The organism is Nocardioides luteus, from assembly GCF_014648595.1.
Classification (GTDB): domain Bacteria; phylum Actinomycetota; class Actinomycetes; order Propionibacteriales; family Nocardioidaceae; genus Nocardioides; species Nocardioides luteus.
This window is the reverse complement of sequence record NZ_BMRK01000010.1, coordinates 129,200-144,633: the sequence shown is the minus strand read 5'-3', so window position 1 is coordinate 144,633 and position 15,434 is coordinate 129,200. Positions and strand designations below refer to the sequence as shown.

Here is a 15,434-nt window from a genome sequence, read left to right as displayed (position 1 = left end):
GCCCCGGTTTCGTCTACCGAACCATGGAAGCGGTAGTGTTAAGGATCGGTGGCACGCCTCGAAGAAACTACGCAGCACGGACCCGTCCGTACGTGCGTCGGTTGCCGGAAGCGAGCTGCCAAGCGCGAGTTGTTGCGGGTGACCGCCGGCTCGGACCGCGACGGCCAGCCGGCCGTGGTGCCCGATCCGACAGCCACCGCACCCGGGCGAGGGGCGCATGTGCATCCCACGCGTGAGTGCTACGAACTCGCGGTGCGCCGGAAGGCGTTCACCCGGGCCCTGTTCCCGCGAGGGAGAGGGGCCGAGGGCGGGCTTTCCAGCGCACCGGTTGAGGACTACCTCGACACGCGCCCGACACCCACGATCGTCGCCGACGGTCAACTGACCAGGAATTGGAGCAAAAGCTCATGAGCACTCGATGAGTACTTCGCGATGAGCGTGTTCTACACCCACTAGTGGTCACAGTCTTCACCCGGATTTGGGTCTGTGGCCAGAAGGAGAAGCGTGGCTAAGACCCGAGTCCACGAGCTCGCCAAAGAGTTCGGAGTCGAGAGCAAGTTCGTTCTCGAGAAGTTCAAGGAGATGGGTGAGTTCGTCAAGTCGGCGAGCTCGACCGTCGAGCTCCCCGCGGAGATGCGTTTCCGCAAGGAGATCGGCCCCGGCCTGAAGGCCGGCGGCAAGGGTGGTTCCTCGTCCACGGACGAGAAGCCCGCCCCCAAGCCCGGCCCGAAGCCTGGCCCCCGATCGGCAGAGCCGAAGCCCGCGGCCCCCAAGAAGGCCACGGACAAGCCTGCTGAGCAGGCGCCCGAGAAGCCTGCCGAGGCGCCCGCGGCCAGCAAGCCGGCCGCGCCCAAGCCCGGCCCGAAGCCCCCGGCCAAGAAGGCCGAGTCGGCCCCTGCCGCTCCGGCGGCGTCGGCTCCGGCCGCCCCCAAGCCCAGCCCGAAGGCCGCCCCGAAGCCGGGTGCGCCCAAGCCGGGTGCCCCGAAGCCGGGCGCTCGCCCGCAGGCCCCCGCGGCCCGCGGCGGCAACTCCGGTGGTGCGGGCCGTCCCGGCCCGCGTCCGGTCGGCAAGCCCGGCGCTCCGCGCCCGGGCAACAACCCGTTCTCCTCCAACCAGGGCATGGGGCGTCCGCGCCCCGGCGGCCAGGGTGGAGGCCAGGGTGGCCAGGGCGGCTCCCAGTCCGGCAACGACCAGCGTCCGCCGCGTCCCGCCGCCGCCCGTGAGGGTGGTCAGGCCGGTGGCGGTCGTCCCGGCATGCCGCGTCCCAACCCGGCGATGATGCCGAAGTCCCCGGCCGCGTTCGGTGCCCGCCCCGGTGGCGGTCCCGGCGGTGGCCGTGGCGGTGCCCCGGGTCGCGCCGGTGGCGGTGGCCGTCCGGGTGCCGGTGGGCGTCCCGGTGGCGGCGCTCCGGGTCGTCCCGGTGGCGGCGGCTTCGGCGGTCGTCCCGGTGGCGGTCGTCCCGGCGGTCGCGGCACGACCCAGGGTGCCTTCGGTCGCCCGGGTGGTCCCTCGCGTCGTGGTCGGAAGTCGAAGCGGGCGCGTCGCCAGGAGTTCGAGGCCATGGAGGCCCCGACGATCGGTGGCATCCGCGTACGCAAGGGCAACGGCGAGACCGTGCGTCTCGCCCGTGGCGCCTCGCTGACCGACTTCGCCGAGAAGATCAACGTCGAGCCGGCTCAGCTGGTGCAGATGCTGTTCGGCCTCGGTGAGATGGTCACCGCGACCGAGTCCGTCAACGACGAGACCCTCGAGCTGCTCGGTGAGGAGCTCAACTACGTCGTCCAGGTCGTCTCTCCCGAGGACGAGGACCGCGAGCTGCTGGAGTCCTTCGACATCGAGCTCGGCGACGAGGGCGACGAGTCCGACTGGTCGGTCCGTCCGCCGGTCGTGACCGTCATGGGTCACGTCGACCACGGTAAGACCAAGCTGCTCGACGCCATCCGTGACGCCAACGTCATCGAGGGCGAGGCCGGTGGCATCACCCAGCACATCGGTGCCTACCAGGTCGCGACCCAGGTCGACGGCGAAGAGCGCAAGATCACCTTCATCGACACCCCGGGTCACGAGGCGTTCACCGCCATGCGTGCCCGTGGCTCGCAGTCCTCGGACCTCGCGGTCCTCGTGGTCGCTGCCGATGACGGTGTGATGCCGCAGACCATCGAGGCGCTCAACCACGCCAAGGCGGCCGGTGTCCCGATCGTGGTCGCGATCAACAAGATCGACAAGCCCGAGGCCGACCCGACCAAGATCCGTGGTCAGCTGACGGAGTACGGCGTCATCCCCGAGGAGTACGGCGGCGACACCATGTTCGTCGAGATCTCGGCGAAGTCGCGGATCAACATCGAGGGCCTCCTGGAGGCCGTCGTGCTGACCGCCGACGCCTCGCTCGACCTGCAGGCCAACGCCAGCCAGGACGCGCAGGGCATCGTCATCGAGGCTCACCTCGACCGTGGCCGCGGCCCGGTCGCGACCATCCTGGTCCAGCGCGGCACGCTGCGCGTGGGTGAGTCCATCGTCGCCGGCCCGGCCCACGGCCGTGTCCGCGCGATGATCGACGAGTACGGCCACGAGATCACCGAGGCGACCCCGTCGCGTCCGGCGATGGTGCTGGGTCTCTCGGCGGTGCCGGGTGCGGGTCAGAGCTTCCTGGTCGTCGAGGACGACCGGATGGCTCGCCAGATCGCCGAGAAGCGCGAGGCACGCGAGCGTGCCGCGCAGCAGGCCAAGCGCCGCGTACGCCGCACGCTGGAGGACTTCATGGCCTCCATGGAGAAGGGCGAGAGCCAGGAGCTCAACCTCATCCTCAAGGGCGACGTGTCCGGTTCGGTCGAGGCGCTCGAGGACGCGCTGGCCAAGATCGACGTCGGCGACGAGGTCGGCATCCGGGTCATCGACCGCGGTGTCGGTGCGATCACCGAGACCAACGTCGACCTGGCGGCTGCCTCCGACGCGATCATCATCGGGTTCAACGTCCGCCCGCAGGGCAAGGCGACCGAGATGGCCGACCGCGAGGGTGTCGAGATCCGCTACTACTCGGTCATCTACCAGGCGATCGAGGAGATCGAGGCGGCCCTCAAGGGCATGCTCAAGCCGGAGTACGAGGAGCGCACCCTCGGCAAGGCGGAGATCCGCGCGATCTTCCGCTCGTCGAAGGCGGGCAACATCGCCGGTTGTATGGTCACCGAGGGCCTCATCCGCCGCAACGCCAAGGTTCGCGTCCTGCGTGACGGCGCCGTGGCGGCCGACAACCTCGACCTCGCCTCGCTGCGCCGCGAGAAGGACGACGCCGCAGAGGTCCGCGAGGGCTTCGAGTGCGGTCTGGTCCTGAAGAACTTCCAGGACATCAAGGAAGGCGACGTCATCGAAGCCTTCGAGATGGTGGAGATTCCGAGGGGCTGAATCAGCCTCTGACGTTGGCCGGGTCGCAGTCGCGGCCCGGCCAACGTCTCGATTTGCTTCGATTATCTGAAAGAGTGTGAACATGAGTAGCCCACGGGTTCGCCGGATCGCTGACCGGATCAAGGTCATCGTGGCGCAGATGCTGGAGCGGCGGATCAAGGATCCGCGCATCGGGTTCGTGACCGTCACCGACGTGCGCGTGACCGGTGACAGCCAGCAGGCGACGATCTTCTACACGGTGCTCGGCGCCGACTCGGAGGCCGAGCTGGCCGGCACCGCCGCGGCGCTGGAGTCGGCCAAGGGACTGATCCGCTCCGAGGTCGCCAAGCAGCTCGGCACCCGCACCGCGCCGACCCTGGAGTTCATCCACGACGCGCTGCCGGAGACGGCCCGCCACCTCGACGACGTGCTCGCCCGCGCCAAGGCGCAGGACGAGGCCGTCGCCGCCTCCCGCGGGGCGACCTACGCCGGCGAGGCCGACCCCTACAAGAAGCCGCGCGAGGACGAGGAAGACCTCGAGGACGAGTGGGACGACGAGGAGTGAGCGGGGGCTCGGCGCCCGCAGGTCTCGTCGTCGTCGACAAGCCTGCCGGGGTCACCTCCCACGACGTCGTCGCGCGCGTGCGGCGCCTGGCCGGCACCCGCAAGGTCGGGCATGCCGGCACCCTGGACCCGATGGCCACCGGCGTACTCGTCCTGGGGGTCGAGCGCGCCACCAGGCTGCTGGGCCACCTGATACTGACCGAGAAGTCCTACTCGGCCACGGTCCGGCTGGGTGTCGCCACGACCACCGACGACGCCGAGGGCGAGGTCGTCGAGACCCGCTCGGCCGCGGGGCTCGACGAGGAGGGCGTACGCAGCGCCTTCGCCGAGCAGGTCGGCGACATCCTCCAGGTGCCGACCGCGGTCTCGGCGATCAAGGTCGACGGCAAGCGCGCCTACCAACGCGTACGCGAGGGGGAGCAGGTCGAGCTGAAGGCCCGGCCGGTCACGGTGCACGAGCTCACCGTCGGTGAGATCCGCGCCGAGGGCGACGTGGTCGACGTCGACATCGAGGTCCGCTGCTCCTCGGGCACCTACATCCGCGCGATCGCCCGCGACGTCGGCGCAGCCCTCGAGGTCGGCGGACACCTGACCATGCTCCGCCGCACCGCCGTCGGGCCCTACGGGCTCGACGTCGCCAAGACGCTCGACGAGCTCGCCGACGACTTCGCCGTGCTGCCCCTGGCCGACGCGGCCCGAGCCGCCTTCCCCTCCGTCGACCTCTCCGACGAGCAGGCCCAGGACGTCCGCTACGGACGGAAGCTGAAGCTGGCGCTCGACGGGCTCACCGCTGTCTTCGCCCCCGACGGCGAGTTCCTGGCGCTCTACGAGCCCGTCGGTGCCGAGACGGCCAAGGCGAGCGCCGTCTTCGTCGGCTGACCCGGCCGAGATGTCACGCCGGTCGGTCGAGATGGCACCGGAGTGCCATCTTGACCGACCGGCGTGACGCTTCGACCGACGGGGCTGACGCCTCGGCAGGGTCTCAGGAGCGCGACCTGAGCCGCACGGTCTCGACGAGATCGGCCTCGATGTCGGCCTCGGTCCAGGGGAAGTCGACCCACTTCTCCTCGGAGAAGAGCCGGGTCTGGTCGCTGGACCACGATGAGGCCGGGTCCTCGTACTGGCCGTAGGTCAGGATCGTGCGCGGCTCGGCGCCGTCGGGGCCGAAGGAGACGGCCTGGATGTGCGAGGAGCCGTAGGTGATCGGCCGGGCGTGGTCGATGTTCTGCCCCGGGCTGCGGGAGGCCAGTGCGTTGGCGTTGCCGGCCAGGTCGCCCTCGCCGCCGCCGAGGGGCAGCGGGGGAGCGCCGCGGTCGGCGGCGACCTGGAAGTCGCCCCACGGCGCGTGGACCGAGAGACCGGTGGCCTCGACGGCCGCGATCGCGTCCTTCATCGCCTTGATGGTGCTCGGCGTGGTGCGCAGCCCGCGCGGGGTGTTGAGCGGGTCCTCGGCGTCGAACGGCACCCGCCACAGCCGCAGACCGCTCGGCACCCGCTGGACGAACTCGGTGAAGATCGCGGTGCCGACCGAGGTCGCGTCGGAACGGCCGTCCCACGCCGCCAGGACCGCACAGGCCTCCTTCTCGCCGGTCAGCCTGCACACCCGGTCGAGCGCGCCGTCGGCCTTCATCACCTCGGCCGCGCGCTGGCGGTTGTCGTACTCGTGCCCGGCCAGCGAGTCGGGGGTCTCGACGCCCTGTGCGGCGAGCTGGTCGATGACGTACTGCGAGACCATCCGGGTACGCATCGTGCGCTCGCAACGCTCGCAGCCGAGGATCGCCGGGTAGCCCTCCAGCGGCGCGTCCGGGTTGGGCAGCCAGTGGGAGTCGTTGGCGTTCATCACCCAGTCGCGGCGGACGACGTCGGGAAGGTGCGAGTCGCCGAGGATCCCGGGGCGCTGGGCCTCGGCGTCGGTGCCCCAGGCGCAGGAGGAGCCGGCGCGGTTGCCGTCGAGGCCGGGGAGGCCGGCCACCAGGTCGAGCAGCCGTCCGACGACCGTCATGCAGCGGTTGGCGAGCTCGTCGGTGACGTGCGGGACGACAGAGTGGTCGGCGTAGAGCGCGTCACCGTTGCGGTCCGCGGCGATCGTGTTGACCCACGGCACCCCGCCGCCGGCGTCCTGGCGGTCGAGCAGGTCGTCGACGGAGGAGGCTGCGCCCATGTCGAGGAAGGTGTCGATGGTGCGCAGGTGCTCGGCGTTGGCGTCCCGGATCGCCCAGAAGCTCGTCGGCCCCCACGACATCAGCTGCGAGGGCGAGTCGATCACGTAGCCCTCCGGGGTCCGGTAGAGATCCTCGGTGACCGTCTTCGTGCCGTTCACGGTCTTGATCTCGACGTCCACCTCACGGCGCTCGGCGCGCTTGACGCCGTCCTTGGTGAGGTAGCGGGTGCCTGGCCCGAGGGTGGTGTACTCGTACGGCGTGAACCGGTACGCCGTGGAGACGGTGTGGCTCCAGGCGACGTCGTCGTTCCAGCCGATGTTCACCGCGGGCGAGCCGATCAGCGAGGCACCCGCGACGTCGTACTCGCCCGGGATGGTCAGGTGCTGCTGGGTGAACCGGTAGCGGCCCTGCCAGGGGAAGTGCGGGTTGCCGAGCAGCATGCCGGAGCCGGTGGAGCTGGCGTCGCCGCCGATCGCGGTCGCATTGGAGCCGAACGGGCTCTCCGGGTCGCGGCCGAGCGAGGCGAGCAGCTTCGCCTTGTCGATCTTCTTCGCGGCAGCGGGCACCTCGGCGGCCGTCGTGGGCAGACCGGGGAGCCCGGGGTCGGTGAGCGACGGGGGAGAGGCGGCGTTGATCTCGCCGACGAACTGGCCGGCCGAGGCGATCAGGTTGGCCAGGTAGACGCCGTACCAGACGTCCAGGTCGGTGACGTCGGGACGGATGTAGGCAGCGTCCGCGCAGGCGGGGTCGGTGACCTCGTGCGTACGCAGCCACTCGTTGACCCCGGCGGCGTAGCCGCGCACCATCTCCCTCGCTCGAGCCGAGGGCCCGGCAGGGGAGTCGAGCAGCTTCTCGACCACCCGGCGGTTGTGCAGGTCGCCGACCAGCACGTCGGAGTCGAGGTTGGTCGCCGGCTTGGAGACCGCGTCGTCGTAGATCTTCTCCGCGCCGAGCCAGCGCGAGCGCTCGCCGCGGGCGCTGAGCAGGATGTCGGCCAGCGTGCAGGTCGCCTCGCCGGCGGTGGCCCAGCCGCTGCCGTAGCCCAGCGAGCCCCAGTCGCGGGCGGTGATGTGCGGGATGCCGTGCTCGGTGATGCGCACCGTCGCGTCGTACCTCTTCGGTGGCTCCGCCACCGCGGCCGGCGCACTGAGGACGCCTGCGAGAAGGACCAGTGGAGCAAGGGATACGGCGACTCTGCGCACGAGGCTCTCCATGCCTCGTCCAACGAGCGTGGGGTAGAACACGTTACTGCTTGACTGCCAGGTGGCCCGGATCCGGGGGTGCGGGCCGGGGATGGATATTCTGGCGGCGTGTTCTGGAGAAGTCTGAGCGAGGTGCCGAACGACCTCGGCCGCACCTGCGTCGTGGTCGGAAACTTCGACGGCGTCCACCTCGGGCACCAGCATGTGCTCCGCCGGGGGCGCGAGGTGGCCGACGCCAAGGAGCTCACCCTGGTGGCCGTCACCTTCGACCCGCACCCGATGGCGGTGCTGCGGCCCGAGCACGCCCCGGGCGTGCTCACCACGATGCCCGAGCGCGCCGAGCTCCTGCTCGCCGCCGGCGCCGACGCCGTGCTCGCGCTGCCGTTCGACCTGGAGATGGCCAACTGGTCGCCGGAGGAGTTCGCGCAGCGGGTGCTCGTCGACGCCCTGCACGCCGAGGCGTGCGTGGTCGGCGCCAACTTCCGCTACGGACGGAAGGCGGCCGGTGACGTCGCCGACCTGGTCGCCTACGGCAAGATCCACGACTTCTCCGCCGAGGGCATCCCGCTCGACGGCGGGCCCCAGGTGTGGTCCTCCACCTACATCCGTACGTGCCTGGCCACCGGTGACGTCAGCGGCGCCGCCGAGGCGCTGGGCCGCCCTTACTCGGTCCGCGGGGTCGTCGTGAAGGGCGACCAGCGCGGCCGCGAGCTCGGCTTCCCGACCGCCAACGTGCCCACCGACTCGCTGACCGCGGTGCCGCCCGACGGCATCTACGCGGGCTGGCTGACCCGTCGCGACACCGGTGAGCGCTACCCGGCCGCGATCTCGGTCGGCACCAACCCCACCTTCGAGGGTGTGGTCGGCCGGCGGGTGGAGTCCTACGTGCTCGACCGTGACGACCTCGAGCTCTACGGCGTCGAGGTCGAGGTCGCCTTCGTCGAGCGGCTGCGCGGCATGGTCGCCTTCGAGGGGATCGAGGCCCTGGTCGAGCAGATGCGCGCCGACGTGGTGCGGGCCCGCGACATCCTCCAGCAGGGTCTTACCGAGCAGTAACCCCAGCGCTCTATCCAGCGGGCCCAGGGTGCGGTTGAATTGTCCGCCATGGATCCCCACTCCACCCCCACCAGCGCCTACGAGACCGAGGTCGAGGCCGAGCGTCCCCGCGGCGCCATCCCCGCGCTCCTCAACGCGGTCCTCGTCACCGGCGGGCTCTGGGCCCTGCAGTTCCTCTCCGGCTCGGCGCCCTTCTCCACCTGGGCCGACGACAACGGCACCAACTCCGCCGGCTGGGTCGCCACCCTGCTCGGCGACCGGCTCACCTACTTCGGCAACGGCTCCTTCGGCGACCTCTTCTCCGGTGACGCGCTGGTCCACTCCGCGATCCTCACCGCGACCGTCCTCGTCCTCAACTGGCTGCTGACCTGGCTAGGCACGATCGGCATCTGGCCGCGCGCCTTCTGGCCGGTCTTCCTCGGCTGCTGGTTCGCCGCGATCGTCGCCACTGCCGCCGGCCAGGTTGCGGAGAGTCTCTACGCCTACTTCACCGGCGGCCGCTCCGGCTGGCTGATCGCCTCGCTCGACGACGTGCTCGAGTCGGGCGCTGCGTACGGGCTGACCTACGGGTGGGCGATCGGGTTCCTGATCGCGCTCGTCTGGTTGGCGGTGCCCGGCAAGAGCGACGAGGTCGAGGAGTACACCCCGATGTCCTCGCTCATCTCCGGCGCGGGTCGGCCGGGCGGGCCGGGCGGTCCTGCCGGTGGCCCCGGTGGCCCTGGCGGCGGTCCGGGTGGCTACGGCCAGCCGCTCCGCTCGACCATCGCAGTGCCGACCGCCCAGTCCAGCCTGGCCCCGACCGGCACCTCCGGTCGGCCCGCCCAGCCGGTGCAGGTCCGCACCTTCACCGGACCCGCGCGCGGCTCCGGCCCGGCCGGTGACACGGCCGCCTGGAAGGACTTCGTACGCGACGTGCGCGGCCGCTCCTAGGCCGCACCCGACCGCTGGTCGTCTCGCGCCGCTGAGCTCGTCGGGGGCGCGCTGGTGCAGTGCTGTAGCCAGTAGTGCGCACTGCGTAGTAGTGTGCGTTGCATGGATACCACCCAGCTGCTCAAAGGGGTGCTCGACCTGACCGTCCTGGCTGTCGTCGACGGCGAGGATGCCTATGGCTATGACATCGTCCGCAAGCTCCGCGAGAGCGGGCTCACGGACGTCGGCGACGCGTCGGTCTACGGCACGCTGCGGAGGCTGTACTCCGCCGGTGCTCTGACCTCCTACGTCGTGCCCTCGGAGTCGGGTCCGCATCGCAAGTACTACGGCATCACGCCTGCCGGACAAGGCCAGCTCAAGCGACAGAGCGAGGACTGGTCCCACTTCTCCACCACTGTTACCGAGATCCTTCAAGGGGCACGCCCATGACGACCACAGATGCAGAGGCCAACGTCGCGCCGGAGGTCAGGCTCTTCCTGGCCCGCGTGCGCCGCGAGTTGGACGACCTCGGCCCCGATGTCCTCAGCGACATCACCGACGGTCTCGAGGCCGACTTCGAAGAACTGGTGGAGGAGCGCGGCCCCGACGCGCTCGGGGATCCGGTCGAATACGCGCGAGAGCTGCGGGCCGCAGCCGGCATCCCGGCAGGCGTCAAGGGGCGTCGGGGGCTCGCCGGGCGGATCGACGCGTCCCTGGACGCGGGTCACGCCCGCTTCGACCGGGCGGTCGCGACGCTCGGCGACCTGGTGCGTACGGACCTCGGACCGGTGGTCACCTGGCTGCGGCCGCTGTGGTGGCTGCTGCGGGCCTGGGCGGCAGTCTGGGTAGCCGGGGCGGTGTTCGGGTTCACCATGTCGAGCGGGGTCGCGGTCCTGCTCCTCCTGATCGCGGTGGCGACCAGTGTGTTCGTCGGTGTCGGGCGCGTCTGGCCGGGCGGCGTGCGGGGGAGCGGCGCCCGCGTCGTGCTCCTGGGGGTGAACGTGTTCGCTGCCTTCGTCCTCTTCATGGCCTGGGCGTCGGGGGAGATCGGCGGTGGTGAGTACGACCGCGGCTGGAACGACGGATACGCCGAGGCCGGCAACCCGGGTGGCTACGTGCCGGACGAGGAGCGGGCAGGGCTCTACTCCGGCGGAGAGCCGGTCGGCAACATCTATCCGTACGACGCCGCGGGCAAGCCGCTGACCGGCGTCCAGCTCTTCGATCAGGACGGCAGGCCGATCGACGTCGCTCCGCAGCCGGACTGCACATCGACGACCGCCGACCCGCTCCCTCCGCTCGACCTGGATAAGTACGAGCTCGCCGATGTCCCCTGCTCCGACGACGCGGGCGGCGCGCTGCAGCCTCGGATCTTCTACCCGTGGTCCAACGGTGCCGCGGATCTCTACAACGTCTTCCCCTTGCCCAGCCGGATCCAGCCGGACACGCCGCTCGACCCGGACGCGTTCGCGGACGGGGGAGAGAGCGCGCCGTCGATCCAGGAGCCTCCGCTGGCGACCGTGCCGAAGGCGTCGCTGCCAGGTGACGACGCGAGCTCGGCCGCTGAGGAGCCGTCCGGGTCGCCGTCTGCCACCTCGAGCGCTGCGCCGGGTGCCGGCGAGGAGCCGTGAGCAGGCAGATGCAACCATGCCCGGCCCTCGACCGTCACTGTGGTGATGAGACGGTCGAGGGGAGCGCGATGAAGCACTGGTGGAGGTTGCGCCGGCTGGTGGCACGTCTGGTGAGCGCGGCCTGATCCGACGGCGATTCGGGGCGCGCCCCGGCTCGCTGTTAATCTTCTCGGGTTGTCGTCCCATGGGGGTCGACAGCTCACGCCGTGAAATCGGCCGCGGACCAAGAGTGCCCCGGTGAACAGGCCCGGGCGCGCCGCGCAACGAGTAGGCCCACGGGCCGGAAGGGAGCCTTCGCATGGCAGTTGGAACTGACGCGGAGACCAAGAAGAAGATCATCGCCGAGCACGCCACGACCGAGGGTGACACCGGCTCGCCGGAGGTGCAGATCGCGCTGCTGTCGCACCGCATCTCCCACCTGACCGAGCACCTCAAGGAGCACAAGCACGACCACCACAGCCGTCGTGGTCTGCTGCTGCTCGTCGGTCAGCGCCGCCGCCTTCTCAACTACCTTCAGAAGAAGGACATCGAGCGCTACCGCTCGATCATCGAGAAGCTCGGCCTTCGCCGCTGATCGCTTGATCTTCGCAGAGCGACGGGTCGCCCCTGAACGGGGCGGCCCGTTCGCTCGTTGCGGGGAGATTCGGCTCCGCCCAGCGGTATCGACGGCAGAGCAGATGCGCCCGGGGGCTTCGCGGGAAGTGCCATCGACCTCGACGCCGGCGACCGGATCCGGTGGCCCTGAGGTCTGTCGAAGCCCTAACCACAGTAAGTTGGTCATGTTAATATCCCGTCATGACGTCCCCAGGTCTGAACCGACGCACCTTCCTCACCACCGCAGCGCTCGGAGCGACCGCCGTGGGCGCCGGCCAGGTCGCTGACGCCGCCACCGCCGGTGCGGCAGCCGGCGCGCCGGCGATCCTCAAGCCGCTGCCGGCCGAGCGGCTCATCGACTACGGCACCAACGCCGAGACCCGCTGGGACTCGGTCGACCCGCGCCGCTACCTGACCCCGCAGGCCGACCTGTTCGTGCGCAACCACACCGCGACCCCGAAGATCGACCCCGCGACGTACGAGCTGGAGATCTTCGGCGACGGGCTGCGCGAGCCGGCCGGGGTGAGGCTCGGTCTGGAGGAGCTCAAGACCTTCCGGCACGTCGAGACGACCTCCGTGCACGAGTGCACGGGCAACGGCCGCAGCTTCTTCACCACCCAGCAGGGCCAGGAGGTCAGCGGCACCCAGTGGACGCTGGGCGCCGTGGGCGCGATCCGCTGGAAGGGCGTACGCCTGAAGGACGTGCTCACCGCCGTCGGGCTCCGCCACGACGCGGTCTCGGTGCAGGCCACCGGGCTGGACGCCAGCTATGTCGACAAGGGCGTCGACCACGGCCACGTGCGCCGCCCGTTCCTGATCGAGAAGGCGCTCGACGACGCGCTGCTGGTCTGGGGCGCCAACGGGGAGGCACTGCTCCCCGACCACGGGTTCCCGCTGCGGCTGCTGCTGCCGGGCTGGATCGGGATCGCCTCGATCAAGTGGCTCGGCTCGCTGGAGGTCTCCACGAGCGTGCTCAGCTCGCCGTGGGACACCACGTGGTACAACGTCGACGGTCCCCTCACGGTCAACCCGGTCCGCTCCGCCCTCGAGCTCGAGTGGAATGCGAAGATCCCCGCACGCGACCGGATCGTGCTCAGCGGCCGTTCCTGGTCGGGTGCCGCGCCGATCGCGCGGGTCGAGGTCAGCACCGACGGCGGAGAGACGTGGGTGCGCGCGACCCCGCACGCGCCGGGGCGGCCGACCGGTGGGCACGGGCTCGGCTGGGCGCAGTGGGACTTCACCTGGCGTGACCCCGAGCCCGGGGCGTACGAGATCCTGGTGCGGGCCACCGACCGCGCCGGCCGCACCCAGCCCGACGTGGCGGCGCACAACCCGGGCGGATACTTCTTCGACGCCGTCGTGCGCCACCCGGTCACGGTCGTCTGAGTCTCGCCTCGGAGTCCCGCGAGAGACGCGGCGGGGCCGCGCGTTCCACGTTTCGGGCGGACGGCGGATAGGCTGGTACGAAAGTGTTACGGCCACTGGCCGTTGCACGAAGAAAAACATCATCACCAGGAGCGGCCCGCCCGTCCGGCTCGGTCCTCGGTAGTGACCCCCAGGATCCGGCATCGCGCCGCGAAGGCTGAGGGTCTCGATCGAAGACCGGCCCCTGTGCGCAGCGAGCGCACGAGCCCGGCGCGGGGACGCTCCGCTACATAGAACTAAGGACGAATTTCCTTGACCGAACCAGTCATCACTGCCGTCGAGACCACCATCGACAACGGCAAGTTCGGCACCCGCACCGTCAAGTTCGAGACCGGGCTGCTCGCCCGGCAGGCCGCGGGCTCCGTGACCGCCTACCTCGACGACGAGACGATGCTGCTGTCGGCGACCACCGCCTCCAAGCAGCCGAAGGACCACTTCGACTTCTTCCCGCTCACCATCGACGTCGAGGAGCGGATGTACGCCGCGGGCAAGATCCCCGGCTCGTTCTTCCGCTCCGAGGGCCGCCCGGGCGAGGACGCGATCCTCACCTGCCGCCTGATCGACCGCCCGCTGCGCCCGACCTTCAAGAAGGGTCTGCGCAACGAGGTCCAGGTCGTCATCACCGTCATGGCGCTCGACCCCGACCAGCCCTACGACGTGCTCGCGATCAACGCCGCGTCGATGTCCACCCAGCTCTCCGGCCTGCCGTTCTCCGGCCCGGTGGGTGGCGTCCGTGTCGCTCTGATCGAGGGCCAGTGGGTGGCCTTCCCGACCCACAGCCAGCTCGAGGACGCCGTCTTCGACATGGTCGTCGCCGGCCGGGTCACCGACTCCGGTGACGTCGCCATCATGATGGTCGAGGCCGAGTCCACCGAGCGCACCTGGGACCTGGTCCAGTCGGGTCACCAGGCGCCGACCGAGCCGATCGTCGCCGGTGGTCTGGACGCCGCCAAGCCGTTCATCAAGCAGCTGGTCGAGGCCCAGGCCGAGCTGGCCAAGCAGGCCGCCAAGCCGGTGCAGGACTACCCGGTCTTCCTGGACTACCAGGACGACGTCTACGAGGCCGTCGAGGCCACCGTCGGCGCCGACGTACAGGACCTCTACAGCGTCAAGGGCTCGCGCGAGCGCGTCCTGACCAAGCAGGAGCGCGAGGAGGAGGGCGACAAGATCAAGACCGCTCTACTCGAGAAGCTCGGCGACCAGTTCGAGGGCCGCGAGGGCGAGATCGGTGCGGCGTACAAGGCCATCACCAAGCAGGCCATCCGCACCCAGGTGCTGCGCGACCAGGTCCGTATCGACGGCCGCGGCCTCGCCGACATCCGTCCGCTGCACTCCGAGGTCGGCGTGATCCCGCGGGTCCACGGCTCGGCGCTCTTCGAGCGTGGCGAGACCCAGATCCTGGGCGTCACCACCCTCGACATGCTCAAGATGGAGCAGCAGCTCGACACGCTCTCCCCGGAGAAGCACCGTCGCTACATGCACAAGTACGTCTTCCCGCCGTTCTCCACCGGTGAGACCGGCCGCGTCGGCTCGCCCAAGCGCCGCGAGGTCGGCCACGGTGCGCTCGCGCGCCGTGCGCTCCTCCCGGTGCTCCCGAGCCGCGAGGAGTTCCCCTACGCGATCCGCCAGCTCTCCGAGGCGATGGGCTCCAACGGCTCCACCTCGATGGGCTCGGTCTGCGCCTCGACCATGTCGCTGCTCAACGCGGGTGTCCCGCTGAAGGCGCCGGTCGCCGGCATCGCCATGGGTCTGATCTCCGGTGAGGTCGACGGCGAGACCAAGTACGTCGCGCTCACCGACATCCTCGGTGCCGAGGACGCCTTCGGCGACATGGACTTCAAGGTCGCCGGCACCGCGGAGTTCGTGACCGCGCTGCAGCTCGACACCAAGCTGGACGGCATCCCGGCCGAGGTTCTCGCGCAGGCCCTCAACCAGGCCAAGGACGCCCGCACCACCATCCTGGACGTCATGCACGAGGCCATCGGTGGCGTCGAGGAGATGGCTGCGACCGCTCCGCGGATCATCACCGTGAAGGTCCCCGTGGACAAGATCGGCGAGGTCATCGGCCCGAAGGGCAAGGTGATCAACCAGATCCAGGAGGACACCGGCGCCCAGATCTCCATCGAGGACGACGGCACGGTGCTCATCGGTGCGACCGACGGCTCCGCCGCCGAGGCCGCCCGTGCGGCGGTCAACGCGATCGCCAACCCGACCATGCCCGAGGTCGGCGAGCGCTACCTCGGCACGGTCGTGAAGACGACCAACTTCGGCGCGTTCGTCGCCCTGCTCCCGGGCAAGGACGGCCTGCTCCACATCACCAAGCTGCGCGCCCTCAACGGCGGCAAGCGGGTCGAGTCAGTGGAGGACGTCGTCGAGGTCGGCCAGAAGATCCAGGTCGAGATCGCCGAGATCGACGACCGCGGCAAGCTCTCGCTCGCTCCGGTGCTCGAGGAGGAGACCTCCTCCGAGGAGCCGGCCGCCGAGACGCCTGTCGAGGCTGCAGACGAGGAGTGACC

At 70.4% G+C, this 15,434-nt stretch carries 12 protein-coding genes; 11 read left to right on the top strand and 1 reads right to left on the bottom strand.

Annotated features, from left to right (window positions below; translation table 11 throughout):
* The first annotated feature begins 48 nt into the window (after window positions 1–48).
* The 4 genes from IEY81_RS14205 to truB all read left to right on the top strand — a co-directional run bounded on the left by IEY81_RS14205 (window position 49) and on the right by truB (window position 4,821).
* Window positions 49–411, top strand: a complete 363-nt coding sequence (locus IEY81_RS14205) for a YlxR family protein (protein WP_189119129.1) — start codon at window positions 49–51, stop codon at window positions 409–411.
* 93 nt (window positions 412–504) lie between these two features.
* The gene (gene infB, locus IEY81_RS14200; RefSeq protein WP_189119128.1) at window positions 505–3,399 is read left to right on the top strand and encodes a translation initiation factor IF-2; all 2,895 of its coding nucleotides are present in this window, start codon (window positions 505–507) and stop codon (window positions 3,397–3,399) included.
* A 76-nt stretch (window positions 3,400–3,475) separates the two neighbouring features.
* Window positions 3,476–3,943, top strand: coding sequence for a 30S ribosome-binding factor RbfA (gene rbfA / locus IEY81_RS14195; protein ID WP_229787872.1), 468 nt, complete (start codon window positions 3,476–3,478; stop codon window positions 3,941–3,943).
* Complete coding sequence (truB, locus tag IEY81_RS14190; protein ID WP_189119126.1) at window positions 3,940–4,821, top strand: tRNA pseudouridine(55) synthase TruB; 882 nt, start codon at window positions 3,940–3,942, stop codon at window positions 4,819–4,821. Before rbfA ends, truB begins: the two co-directional genes overlap by 4 nt.
* A 103-nt stretch (window positions 4,822–4,924) precedes the next feature.
* Here the strand turns inward: truB and IEY81_RS14185 are convergent, their stop codons facing one another.
* Window positions 4,925–7,306: a penicillin acylase family protein gene (locus IEY81_RS14185; RefSeq protein WP_229787871.1), complete on the bottom strand. Its 2,382-nt coding sequence runs from the start codon at window positions 7,304–7,306 to the stop codon at window positions 4,925–4,927.
* A gap of 108 nt (window positions 7,307–7,414) precedes the next feature.
* On the opposite strand from IEY81_RS14185, the gene IEY81_RS14180 reads away from it, so the two are divergent.
* The 7 genes from IEY81_RS14180 (at window position 7,415) to IEY81_RS14150 (ending at window position 15,432) form a co-directional block, all read left to right on the top strand.
* Window positions 7,415–8,362, top strand: a complete 948-nt coding sequence (locus tag IEY81_RS14180) for a bifunctional riboflavin kinase/FAD synthetase (protein WP_229787868.1) — start codon at window positions 7,415–7,417, stop codon at window positions 8,360–8,362.
* Between the two features lie 48 nt (window positions 8,363–8,410).
* Window positions 8,411–9,292 carry a hypothetical protein gene (locus IEY81_RS14175; RefSeq protein WP_189119124.1) on the top strand — a complete coding sequence of 294 codons (882 nt, stop codon included), beginning with the start codon at window positions 8,411–8,413 and terminating at the stop codon, window positions 9,290–9,292.
* 102 nt (window positions 9,293–9,394) lie between these two features.
* Window positions 9,395–9,721 (top strand): PadR family transcriptional regulator, encoded by a 327-nt coding sequence (locus tag IEY81_RS14170; protein ID WP_189119123.1) that lies wholly within the window; start codon window positions 9,395–9,397, stop codon window positions 9,719–9,721.
* A complete protein-coding gene (locus tag IEY81_RS14165; protein ID WP_189119122.1) occupies window positions 9,718–10,899 on the top strand; it encodes a DUF1700 domain-containing protein in 1,182 nt (393 codons plus the stop codon). Before IEY81_RS14170 ends, IEY81_RS14165 begins: the two co-directional genes overlap by 4 nt.
* A gap of 298 nt (window positions 10,900–11,197) precedes the next feature.
* The gene (gene rpsO / locus IEY81_RS14160; protein ID WP_189119121.1) at window positions 11,198–11,473 is read left to right on the top strand and encodes a 30S ribosomal protein S15; all 276 of its coding nucleotides are present in this window, start codon (window positions 11,198–11,200) and stop codon (window positions 11,471–11,473) included.
* 221 nt (window positions 11,474–11,694) lie between these two features.
* Entirely contained in the window at window positions 11,695–12,879 is a 1,185-nt protein-coding gene (locus IEY81_RS14155) for a molybdopterin-dependent oxidoreductase (RefSeq protein WP_189119120.1), read from the top strand.
* A 291-nt stretch (window positions 12,880–13,170) separates the two neighbouring features.
* On the top strand, window positions 13,171–15,432 hold the full coding sequence (locus tag IEY81_RS14150) for a polyribonucleotide nucleotidyltransferase (RefSeq protein WP_189119119.1): 2,262 nt from the start codon (window positions 13,171–13,173) through the stop codon (window positions 15,430–15,432).
* Window positions 15,433–15,434: the final 2 nt, after the last annotated feature.